The sequence below is a fragment of the Nocardioides limicola genome, from assembly GCF_016827675.1.
Classification (GTDB): domain Bacteria; phylum Actinomycetota; class Actinomycetes; order Propionibacteriales; family Nocardioidaceae; genus Nocardioides; species Nocardioides limicola.
This window is the reverse complement of the sequence record NZ_JAERJA010000014.1, coordinates 44,263-55,732: the sequence shown is the minus strand read 5'-3', so window position 1 is coordinate 55,732 and position 11,470 is coordinate 44,263. Positions and strand designations below refer to the sequence as shown.

At 67.5% G+C, this 11,470-nt stretch carries 7 protein-coding genes; all 7 read right to left on the bottom strand.

Going from position 1 to position 11,470, the window contains the following annotated elements; all coding sequences use genetic code 11:
- Positions 1 to 544 precede the first annotated feature (544 nt).
- A complete protein-coding gene (locus JKG67_RS17530; RefSeq protein WP_203338647.1) occupies positions 545 to 1,753 on the bottom strand; it encodes a hypothetical protein in 1,209 nt (402 codons plus the stop codon).
- Positions 1,753 to 2,883 carry a nucleotidyl transferase AbiEii/AbiGii toxin family protein gene (locus JKG67_RS17525; RefSeq protein ID WP_307816617.1) on the bottom strand — a complete coding sequence of 377 codons (1,131 nt, stop codon included), beginning with the start codon at positions 2,881 to 2,883 and terminating at the stop codon, positions 1,753 to 1,755. Before JKG67_RS17525 ends, JKG67_RS17530 begins: the two co-directional genes overlap by 1 nt.
- The gene (locus tag JKG67_RS17520) at positions 2,876 to 3,550 is read right to left on the bottom strand and encodes a type IV toxin-antitoxin system AbiEi family antitoxin domain-containing protein (protein WP_203338645.1); all 675 of its coding nucleotides are present in this window, start codon (positions 3,548 to 3,550) and stop codon (positions 2,876 to 2,878) included. The genes JKG67_RS17525 and JKG67_RS17520 overlap by 8 nt, the downstream gene beginning before the upstream one ends.
- 155 nt (positions 3,551 to 3,705) lie before the next feature.
- Complete coding sequence (locus JKG67_RS17515; protein ID WP_203338644.1) at positions 3,706 to 5,382, bottom strand: AAA family ATPase; 1,677 nt, start codon at positions 5,380 to 5,382, stop codon at positions 3,706 to 3,708.
- An 18-nt stretch (positions 5,383 to 5,400) separates the two neighbouring features.
- On the bottom strand, positions 5,401 to 5,940 hold the full coding sequence (locus JKG67_RS17510) for a hypothetical protein (RefSeq protein WP_203338643.1): 540 nt from the start codon (positions 5,938 to 5,940) through the stop codon (positions 5,401 to 5,403).
- Positions 5,933 to 6,175, bottom strand: coding sequence for a hypothetical protein (locus JKG67_RS17505; protein WP_203338642.1), 243 nt, complete (start codon positions 6,173 to 6,175; stop codon positions 5,933 to 5,935). Before JKG67_RS17505 ends, JKG67_RS17510 begins: the two co-directional genes overlap by 8 nt.
- Complete coding sequence (locus tag JKG67_RS17500; protein ID WP_203338641.1) at positions 6,172 to 11,343, bottom strand: DUF927 domain-containing protein; 5,172 nt, start codon at positions 11,341 to 11,343, stop codon at positions 6,172 to 6,174. The genes JKG67_RS17505 and JKG67_RS17500 overlap by 4 nt, the downstream gene beginning before the upstream one ends.
- Between the last annotated feature and the right edge of the window lie 127 nt (positions 11,344 to 11,470).

Below are 11,470 nucleotides of genomic sequence, written 5' to 3'. Positions count from 1 at the left end.
CCGTGCTCCGCCCGGTACTGCCCGCTCCGCGGGCAGTGGAGCCTCGGGGGGCTCGCTCCGCGAGCACCTCCACCTATGAGTGGCTCGGCGTAATGATGCTCGTGATGGCCGGAGTGGTGGCAGCAGTTGCACTGCTCAGCGGCGATCTCTGGTCGGTCGCAGTTGCTGTCCCATTGGCTGCCTTTGGGGTTCTCGCTGCCGCCGGCGCCGCCTCCGATGTAGTTGACGCCAGAAGGCGGCGCCGGCGACGGAAGGTACACGCGCCAAGCTGGGGATTCACTGCTGGTCATCAATGCATCGATCGACCGGCTGACTTCGTTGAGAGACGAGATCGCTCGCCTTGAGGAAGAAACAGCTGAGCGTCAGGTAGCGGCTCGTCAGGTTGCGGAGCTCGCTGAGGTCACCGAATCGCAAGCCGAGGCCCTCACGCACCGGCTCGACATCCAGTTCCGGGACTCAAGTAGACGTGCCTTCTGGATGTCAGCAGGTCTCAACTTAGCCTTCCTGACGGCTGGCGCCCTGATCTCCTACGCCCTTCGGTGATTCAGGCCGGGACGTACCGCAGGAGCCCACGCGCTGCTCGCCGCGGCTCCTCCCGGTCGTGGTCATACCGCTGAATGAGTTCCTCAAGTTCGATGAGCTCGGCCGCCCCACGGCGCCCCGCGATCTGGAGCAGCACACGGGACGTATCGCCACCGAGCGTTCGCAGCTGGCCGCGGCCGACGTTCGCATGCCCGGCGGCCACGACCACCAGCGGCGCCCGGAACCCGCCAGCGGAGCCGACGCCGTTGACGAGCTCACCTAGGGACATACCCGCTGCCCGGGGCCTGCGGCCGCCGACGAACCACCGCCCGCCTGGCCACGGCCGCCTCGCGCTCCCCCACGTCTTCTTCGTCCAGCCGGTCGAGGCCAGCACCACCACGTCGACCGGCAGCGTCAGAGCCGCACAGGCCGTCGCAGCGCTGTCCACAACATGCTCGGCCACCCGGGCCAGCGGGAACCGCACCTGGAGGTCCTCGACGACTGTGCGGTCTGCCTCGAGGCCGGCGAACCGCACCACCGCCACCTCCAAAGGCCGGCGGATGGTCGTCGGCCCGCCAGTCTCACGCCAGGTCTCGGTGTGACCGGTCGGCACCAGGTGCTTGGGGGTGATGCATCGGTGCTCGTCGACCCGGGCGAGGATCTCCTGCTTGAGCGCGATCGCGGCGTACTTGTTGGGCACCTCGATCGCGTCGAGGATCTCACCGTGCCGCAGCACCCTGGCTGAGGACTTGTGGTGCGTGACGACCGCGACCCCGTAGGCGTGCGCACGGGGCCAGTGCACGACGTAGACCCACCGCTTGTCGAGGGTGCCGTTCTTCTTCCACGTCGGGGCGATCCGGTCCGGCTCAGTCCGGATCAGCTCGTCGTTGCGCTTCGCGGTCGCGTACGCCAGTTCCGACCGGCGCCGGCTGGCCTCGTCGAGCGCGGGCCAGAGGTATGTCCCTCGACCGCGCAGGATGGCCCGCTGGTGCATCCTGACGACCTGCTGGCGCAGGAGCTTGGGTTCGTCCTCGGCGATCCAGCGGCGCAGCGTCGTGGGTGAGATCTCCAGCGCCTCGGCGATCCGCGCGATGTTCAGCCGGCCGTTTCTCGGCGGGAAGGCGGCCCACAGCCAGCAGACGAAGTCGGTCGTCGAGGGTGTCGCGGCCGGCACCCAGTCGAGCTCGAGCTGCTCGTCGGCCACCGTCTTGACGGTAGGTCTGACGGCCATCAGTCAGCGCCCTTGTCGCTCGTCTGCGTGGTCCTCGGCCAGGTGCTCTGCCCGACGGCGGTCCCGCGAGCTGCCCGCCAGTGCTCACGCACCGGCCATCCACCACGGATGTGGTGCCGCACGTACACATCGCCTCCAGCGGCCACGTCAGCCGCTACGGCGACCTCAGTAGCCTCCACGGCCTCCGGTGCCGTCCAGCCCGCACCAGGCACCCACACAGCGGTCTCAGAGCCCACAGGGGCCAGCGCCGGGTCGACCAACTGCGCGACGTACGCCTCGGCCTCGGCAGGGGTCAGGTCCCCCGCACCGGGGACACCGCGGGCCTCCTTGGGGTAGGACTGCGCCCAGTCGTTTGGCACCTGGAGTTGTGTGAACGGGGTGAGCTGGCTCAGAGCTGCCTTGGTCGCGATCGCCACCCGCAGCTCTTCGAGGTTGACCTTCTGGGTCCGGGCCAGCACGACTAGGTCGACCAGGTCCTTGACCCGACTGGAGCGTCGATCGGAATCTCCGTAAGTCGACATGGTCGCGCAGACCTTGTCAGCGATCTGATCGACTGTCGGGTAGAGCCGGTAGGGGTGCGTGACCAGCGGCCGCGCCAGATGGAGCCGGCTCGCCGGCTCAACAACCTCCGGCTTGCCCACCGGCGCCGGCCCTACGACGACGTCGACCTTCACCCGAGTACCGCGCTCGACACCCTCGCCGGTGCTGGTATCGATGCAGGCGAACACGAAACGTCGCATCAGCACACCGGGCTGGTTCTCCCCCTGCCCGATCTCCTCTTCGCCGGTGAACCGGAACGTCATGTGGTCGCCCAGGTCGACGTCGACCGCCCGCGACAGCGCTTCTCGCGCCTCGTCGAGGTCAGCTAGATCAGCGGCGAGGTCCACGTCCTTCGTTCGACGGGCAGCAGGGACCCGAGCCAGCATGCTTAGACCACCCTTGAGCATCCACCCCGACTGCTCTCCATCGGCGAATACCCGCGTCAGGAATCGGTCGAACCGGGCCTGCTGGATCTGTGCATCCAGACGCACAGACGGCGCCGTGGAACCCGTGTCACGCTCTCGCCGCTTCGCGGCCTCCTTAGTGGCCAGTTCGAGCGCCCGCCAGTTCGCGTACCCGCCCTCAGCCACGGTCCCACCTCTCCGGGTAGACACCCGCGAGCTCGAACAGATCGCTCGCCATGACTCGCCCGTCCCCCGCACCCACATCGGTGCGCCTCTGTGCCCTCGCAATCGGGTCGAGGTAGCTCACCAGGGCATCGGGAAACGCGAGCTTCCTCGAGGTAACGCCATCGCGCACCACGTCGGCCACCAGGGACAGGTCGACCCATTGCTCGACCAGGTCCGCGATCGTGCGCTCCACCGTCAGCGTCGGAAGCCCGTTGACCGGGAACACCTCATCGCGGGTCAGCTTCTTCACTCGCAGCTTCACCCCGGGCAGCCGGGTGGACTTGCGGGCCGGGACGATGAAGTCGATCTCGTCGAGGAAGAAGTCACCCAGCCCGTGCACGATCGCCGCGGTGGTCCCGGCGGCAACGACCGCAGAGACTCCCGGCGTCGGCGCCGGTGAGGTCGCTCCTCCGAGCGCCAGCCAGGTCGCATAGATCGACTCGTGGTCCTGAGGCGGAGCGCCAGCCATCCGGTAGACGCCCTGGGCGACCCGCTCGAGCACGCCGCTGGTCGACCACCGCGACAGCTGCTGACGGCTCACGCCGGCAGCCTCTGCCTGGGCAGTCGTCAGCAGACCCCATCGCTGCTCAGCGATGGCGCCCAGCGTCGTGAGGGTCACTGCGGCCATGTCGGCAATTGTACGTGAAGTGATTGACAAATGCTGTAGCAGAGGTGAGTTGATTCACATTCGGTCTGCATTTGTCGCACTGCTGTAGACAAATGCAGATCACCCCTTGAGGCGCGCCCGGTCGCCGCCGGAACGTCCGGAGACGCTGCTCGCCTTCACACCCCACCAACGGCTGTGTCCCTCTCGCCGAGACCGTTGGCGGCGCGGATCCGGCTAGCCAACGCACCCACCTCGGTGCGCAGTACTCCATCGACATGCTCCGGTTGGAGGCGATCGGCAACCAGCCTTGCGATCTCAGGTTTGGAGTATGTTCCTGCACGCATCCCCTCGAACGGCTTCTCGAACCTCCCGTACCCATCTGCCTTCTTGAGCCTGCGGCCGGCGTTCGGATGCCGCTCGGTGACCACCTCGCGGAACAACTCACGTGGGATCAAGTTCTCCACCGTGCGGACCTCCTCGATGACGACTAGGCGCCCGCTGCCATCCGATCGAGCTTCCTCTCGCAGGCGCAGGATCGTCGGGGAGAGTTCGGAGGTTGCCGACGCCTTGTCGCTGTCAGCGATCAGGGTGCATTCGCGTCCCAGGTTAAGCAATCGCACAAGGCCGTCCTCGAACGTATTCGCCGCTTCGTCGGGCTCCAGGCTCACTTCGCTAACCAGGTAGCCGCCGTAGCTCATAACGGTGTAGTGGACCCCTTCCGCCAGGTCGGGGTCCACCAGCTCGAGCCATCGACGCCAGTAGATCCGATCCGACGGGCCCTCGACCCATACCGTGTAGTTGGCCTGCAGTAGGTCGGAGGCCATATAGCCCAAGTCCTGACAGATTCGTTGCACCTCGGAGGCGCGAACCGCTGGAGCAACCTGCGTTGACTCGCCGTTGTGGGTGACATGGAAGATCCGAGCCCCTGGCAGATCTAGCACGTGTGCACTGTGGGTGGCGATCAGATACTGGTTGCTGGTCTTCTCTGCCAAGAACTTCATGAGCTTGCGTTGGAGCCCCGCGTGCAGGTGGATCTCGGGCTCCTCGAGGCACACCAGGTGATCGGAGTAGTAGACACACGCCGCCGCGATCATCAGTACCTGCTTCACCCCGTCGCCAAGATCATCGATCTTGAGCATCCGCCCGGCCTGGGCCAGGCGGACGTGGAGGTCTGTCTGGTTCGCGGCCACCTCAAGATCAGCATTGGGGTCCTCGAGGACATCGCGCATGAACTCTCGGAGACTCCCCCACCGCGCTCGGGCAGCGTCGTAGCCGGCGGTGCCGGGGTTCACCGGGTTCTGCCACGTCGCCAGTTCTCTGACAAGACCTTCCCCCTTGTACAAGGCGGGGGCAGTCTTCCCAGTCTCGTCATCAATAGGACTTAGAGCCCGGAAGGCAGGGATCAACACCGCCTTCCGGGCTAGGTGCAGCCCGATCGCGGCGTCATTAATGCTCGTTCCACCCGCTGGTCTCGTCAGCTCCTGCATGACGTAACCACTCTTGAGTTCGGTTCCGGGCTCTGCCTTCACCCAGACCGCCACCCGGGTGCTGTCCAACTCCAGCGCTTGGCCCTCGACGATCGCGGCCTGGAGCCCTTGCTCTGTCCGGAAGAAGCGCTTCATCGCCTCTCTTTTGACCGGCACGAGCGTTTCAGCGACCAAGCCCTTCGTCCTGGTCGACCCTGGGACCCAGCGGGTCGCTGCTTTAAGAAGGGTGGATTTGCCGTGGTTATTGCGTCCAACCAGGAAGTTCACCTTGGCGAGCGGCCCGACACGAACTGGGGTTTCGCCCAGCAGCCCACCCGGGCCCTTGATGGCGAAACCGTGCAACCACGCGGCCTGTGTGTCGTGCATCGAATCCTCCTTTTCGGTCTATCCGAAGGTGTCGAGTTGGTCGATCTCGACCAGGGTCACCGACCCACCGAACGCCTCACCGAACGCCTCCTCGAGGCTGGCCAATGCGAGCTGATCATCCGCGGCGAGGGCGGCGTCGAGGATCTGCGCCATCCGTTCGGGGCCGATCGTCACCGTTGTTCCACGTCGACGCTCATCGGCGCTGATGCGGACCTTTCCGTAGAACACCATCTGGGTGCCCTTGTTCCGTAGCCGCGACTCCCGCCGGGTGCTCAGTCGTGCCCGCCGCCCGGCCGGGCTGGCGCGCCACGATCCGTGCTGCTGGGTCAGGTTCTCCGCCGCTGCGCTTCTCTTGGGCATGCCCTGCTTGAGCCACCGCTGCACCGTCCGTTGGCTCACCCCGAGCTGTGCGGCGGCCCCCTTGGTGTTCGGAGACCCACGCCGGGTCTGTCCGTACAGGTCACGCACCATGGACTCCGGCGTCGGTCTCTTCTCCGGGGTCTTGCGCACCGCGGCCCACAGGGCCTCAGCGCGTGAGGGTTGGGGCTGATCAGGCATCGTCGCACTCCGCTCCAGTTGTGGCCAGCCACTCGCGCTCAATCAGTTGGGCCTGGGTCTCCCACCGCTGCGCGGACAGGAGGCAGTCGGCAGCGTCCTCAGAACCGGTCGGGTAACCGTTGGCCTCGGTGCGGTCGATCTCGGCGGACCGGTAGCACCCGTCGATTTCGACCGCGGGATCGACAAGGTTCCCGTCCCACACGTACGGCATCCGCCGATCTCGCTGGGCAGTCATCGAGCATCCCCAGCGAGAGCGGCGACAGCGTCGGCATAGTGCCAGCGGCCGGTCCTCTTGGGCAGGTACTCCGGCCCCCAGGTCTGCAGATCCGCGGTGCCGATCGGCTTCCAGGAACCCAGCGAGGTGCCGAGCTTGGCCGGGTCGCCGGGCCAAGCGGCGATCGGGTCGGGGTTGTCGGAGGCGTAGAAGACCGCGTCACGGTCGACCACCAGCGGGTGCTCTCCGGAGATCTCCTGCGCCTTCGTGATTGTGTACAGGATCGCGGTGCGGGTCGCGGAGATGACGTGGTCGCGCCAGTCCGGGCGCCACAGATGGAAGTCGGCGTAGTGTTCGCGCTCGGCGAGCTTGCCGACCGTGGCCGAGTACAGGGCCTTGATCGTGGCCAGCACAGCCAGCTCCCCCGCGTCCCGGCTGCCGATGAGGGCCATGCGCGCCTGCCCGAGAGCAGTGCCCGGTCCCTCGAGGTACCGCGCGGTCACACCCCAGGTGTAGGACTCGTGCACCCGCGGGGCGATCCCGTGAGCCTTGAGCTGCCGGAGGGTGTGCACGGTGACCCACATCTTGCCGCCGCCCACCCGGGCGCCAGCGGCCGTTCCCGGGTCCGGGAGACCCCACGAGGGCCACTCGTAGTTGGCGTCGATCAGGTAGTACCCGGGCTTCTCCTTGCCGTCCCACGCCGCGGCGTCGCCGGTGCGGTGAATCAGGTCCTCAACGCCCAGGTCGATGCTGCGCCACGGAACCAGGTAGCTCGCGTTGCGGTCGTAACCGTGGACGTACCTTCGGCCCCGCTCGCTCTCGGGAAGCGAGTCCCATGCGCGCCACCAGGAGAAGTCCTGCTCGAGGCCGGCGAACCGCGCGTCCTTGGAGTTGGCCCGCCAACCCGGCAGCTCGGCCGCGGTTTTGCGGATCAGCGCGACGCGGCCGCGGGAAGCGCCCTTGTCGTCGTCGATGCTGCGCCGCGGCGGGCGGTGGTGGTCGATCAGGTCGAGGCCGGTGGCGGCGGAGGTGATCCGGTAGGACACCCCGACGTGCCTCGCGAACAGCAGCAGGCGCCGGGAAAGCTCGGCCGGAGCGGGGTGGTCCTCGAACAGCGCCACGCCCTCGATGCGGTGCCAAGACAGGCCCACTAGCAGCGCGCCGGCCGGCAGCAGTTCGGGGTGCCAGATCCGGGTCCACACGTCCATGTGCCCGCCCTGCCCGAGGTGCCAGCCAGCCTCGAGCGCACCCGACACCAGTGGGTGGTCGTCGAGCTTGGAGAAGAGCTTCTGGGTCTCCTTGGCGCGCTGGGACTTGGTTAGCGCCTTGGCGGGCAGCGGCATCTCGGTCGGGAACCCGAGACGCTCCAGAGCGTCGGGGTACAGCCAGATCTGGCCCTGGTCGGGTAGCCGGTCCTCTCCCCCGCCCCAGCCGAGCCGCAGTTGCTCGCGGCCAGTCAGCAGGGCCAGGTCACCGATGTGGGAGATCTCCGGGAACGGTCGGGTGGTGCCGTCGGCCAGGTGGATGCTCTCGGCGTCGATGCAGGCAGCCGGGGCGGTGAACCGGGCCTCGCGGCCCTCGGTCGTCTTCCGGTGCTCCGGAGCCTCATTGGACGGCTGGGCGACCGGCGCCTTGCTCGGGGTGAGCTGGTCGACGCAGTCGCCGCCGTGGACCACGACGCCGTTGACGGCGTACCCGGTCGGCTCGCCGCAGACGTCGCAGGGCTGGAGGTTCTCGAGCTTCGTCAGGACTTCTCCGGAAGGTGCCTCAGCGGGGGCATCCGGGGTGGGCTCTGCGCCGGGAAAATGGATCTCGCTCGCGTGCGCGCCCACGTGTGCCCGCGAGGCCGTAACCCCCGTAACCGCCGTAACCCCGCAGGTCAGAGGCACATCGGCTGCCGTAACCCTCGCCGTAACCTCGTCCGCGGAAGCCGTAACCCTGTTGCCCTGGGAGCCAGAAAATGCGCGCCGGTCGATCACCGGTTCATCCGTAGTCGACTGGGCGTCGGGACCACCGTCACTGGGGCCCTCCTCAAGCGGCAGCTCCTCGTCGTTCTCCGGGCCGTCGAGTTGCGGGTAGGCGAGCTTGTAGAGCCGCACCCGCTTCTCCCCCCTGCCGACATTCACCACCGAGGTGAAGTTCCGGGCCCCCGGCTTGTTGGAGGACCCCTGTCGGATCAGCACGCCGCGCTTGGTGAGCTCACGGCAGGCAACGTCGGAGTCCACGCCGAGCTCGTTACACAGGGAGGTCCACACGGTCGGGAAGACACCCAGCCACTCCTCGTTGTTGGACACCAGCCCCTTGGTCTTGAGGGCTACGCCGTGACGAGCGATCTCTGTCGACGCCGAGTCTCCGAAGGTCGGCGCCTGCGTGTTCTCGATGTGCTGTGCGACGGTCGGCCAGCACGCAGGCTCCTGGAACAGGCTGTCGTGGATCGCCTCAAGCAGACGGTCGGCGTCGTGCAGCGGCGCTTCCCACTCGGCCAGATACTCGACCGCTCCGTCAGCCGCGGCCGCGGCCAGCAGCCCGTGTGTGCCGACCAGGTCATCGATCATCGCTGCACCGGCGATGTGCGAGACCAGGTGCTTCCGGATCTCGTATGCCATCCGGTCATCGGTGTCGATCTCGCCAAGCAGGTCATCAGCGAAAGCAAGGTAGCGCTGGGCAGTCTCGGTCGAGTTGGCCTCGAGCAGGGCGATGCCCAGGTGGCCGTAGACCTCCCGGGAGAGGCCCTCGATCGCGTCGGAGTGAGTCTCTGACTGTGTGAACGGGGTGCCCAACTCGACCACGCGCCGCGGCGACCCGGCGAACCCGCCGGCGCCCACGTTGGCGAGGAGCCGGCCGTTGCCAGCCGAGAACATGATCCCGTACCAACCACGCCCCCGGTGGTAGCCGAGACGGCCCGCCGCCGCAGGACGCCCACGAGAGGCGCCGTTGCAGATGTCGTAGATCTGTTTGCCCCACGCCTCGGGGTTGATCTTCCCAGCCATGGCACTCTCATCGAAGAACGCCGGCAGCACACCGAGCATGCCCAGGTAGGAGATCGGGCCCTGCCCAGACTGGTTCCATGACTCCACCAACCCGGCGTCACCGGCACCACCGGGGTAACCCCAAATGGATCCCGCGGTGCGGAGGGTGACCGACTTGCCCTGGGCTGCGTCACCATGCAGCGACACAATGTGCGGCTGACGGCCCGTGGCGCCTTGGAAGGGCCCGAACGCGGCCGCGCCGAGGACCATGGCCATGCGTGGGCTCTCAGTGGCCAGTCGGACGATCTCGGCCCACCGCTGCAGCGCCTCGGCGCGCTCGATCGGGCTTGCCACCAGGTACCCCGGCGGCAGGGTTTCGGGGATCGCTTGGGAGATCTTCCCTTCCGGCGTGAGCTGCGGGGTGGCCTCTACCTCGTCGGCCTCATCACGGGCTGCGTTCACCAGCGCCGTGGTGGCGGCGTTCATGATCGTGGTGTCGTACGGGGCGGCCAGGCCGAGGATGTTGGGCCAGGTCTGGCGGCTGAGCTCGTCGTGGCCGATCAGGACCCGGATGCTGTCAGGCTGAGCCGACACCAGGTAGTGGGTGCCGGTCGGACGCCCGAAGCCGTCGCGAGCGGTCACCCGGGCGTGGATGTAGGGCAGCGGCGCCTTGTAGGCCCACCGGTTGTCCTCGAGCTGGTACACGCCGCGCCGCCGGCGGCCGCGGCCGCCGAGCTCGTAGGCCCAGTGACCCTTGGACGTCGCGATCTGTCCGGCGGGGTCAGGCATCCGGGCCGAGGTCGGGTGTTCGACAACGCGACCGGACTCTCCCTCTCCCTCTCCCTCGTCCTCGACGACGTCTTCCTCGACTGCTGCGGGCACATCGATCTCGCCGAGGTACTGCTGCAGGTCGTCCCCTGCCGCGATCCCGGCTGTCTCGTGCGCGCCGATGGTCGAGTCCTGGCACGAGCGAACGGCGGCCAGCAGCCGCTCTGCCTGATCTTCGTCAGCGCTGTCGCTGGTCTGCAGCGCCTCCCACGCCTTGACCAGGTGCTTGCCTGCCTCGGCTGCCCAGCGACCGGCGAACCGTAGCTCGTCGTTGGCCCTCGCGCCACCAGTTGCGGCGATCTCGGCGCGGGCCCGGGCCTCAGCAGCCGCAGTCTTCGCTGCCCGAGCCGCTTCCTCGGCCGTGGCGACCTGCTCCAGAAGCCGCAGCTCCTCGAGCGTGACGTCGACGAAGTCCTCCAGGCCGTGCCCAGCATCGAAGTGGTCGCTGGCGTCCTCGTGGAGACCGAGTGTCACCGGCAGCACCACGCGCAGCGATGCGACCTCGGTGAGCACACTGGCCAGCTTGAGCCCGCGACGGTAGCCGGCTAGGTCGTGGTCCAGCACGGCCGTGACGTGCGCCCCGGCCAGTGCCGCTGCCTGCTCAGGCTTGAAGTTGCCTGCACCCGAGGGATTCGTGGTCGCCGCCTCGCCGAGCTCGAGGAACCGCTCGGCATCCTTGACGCCCTCGCACAGCCACACCGAACGCCCTTCAGCGATCCAACCCGCTAGGTCCGGGAGCCGGTACAGCACTGGCACGAACCCGGCCGGGGTCTTCTCGACCCATCCACCCTTGTTGTCGGGCCAGCGCTGAGTGAACCGCTTCTCAACCTGCTGGGAAACCTCACCGGTCTCGGGGTTGGTTACCTCAATCGACCGTTGGTGTCGCACCTCCTGGTGGATCACCAGTCCTTCGACGTCGCAGTAGTCGTACGTCGTGGTGACCGACCACTCGCTGAGCGGTCGCGGCTCGACCTTGGTCACCCGCCCAGGTAGCCGACCCTTTGGCAGCGCAGGCCGGGTCTTCTCGACCTGGACGCGCTTGGGTCGACTCGGCGTCATCCGTCTGCCGCCTTTGCGCTCCTCTTCTCGCTCGCGTGCTCGTCGCTGGATGAAGACTTCGGGGTCCTCGTAGTCGTCGAACAGCATCGGGGTGGTCAGCCCAAGCCCGGCAAGGATGTCGTCGATGTCGCAGGAGGCGAAGCATCGGATGAGGGTGGCGGGATGCTTGTAATCGATCGAGAGTGACGGGCTGTTGTCGTCGTGCGTGGGGCACTCGGCCTTGATGTGGTTGCCGCCGTGAGTCACCGTGTGGCGTAGACCCGCCGCCTCGACGGCGGCAAGAACGCGATCGAACGACGATCGGGCTCCACGGCCGGCAGGCTGGATCGTCATCGCAGCCCCCTACTGGGAAGGGCATGCGCTCCCTGAGAAAGGTCGCCGCTGCGGCCAACAGTGGGCGTGCGTGTGTCCAGGTCGCGCGAAGAAGGCCTCACACCCGGGGCAAGTACCGCGACGGGTG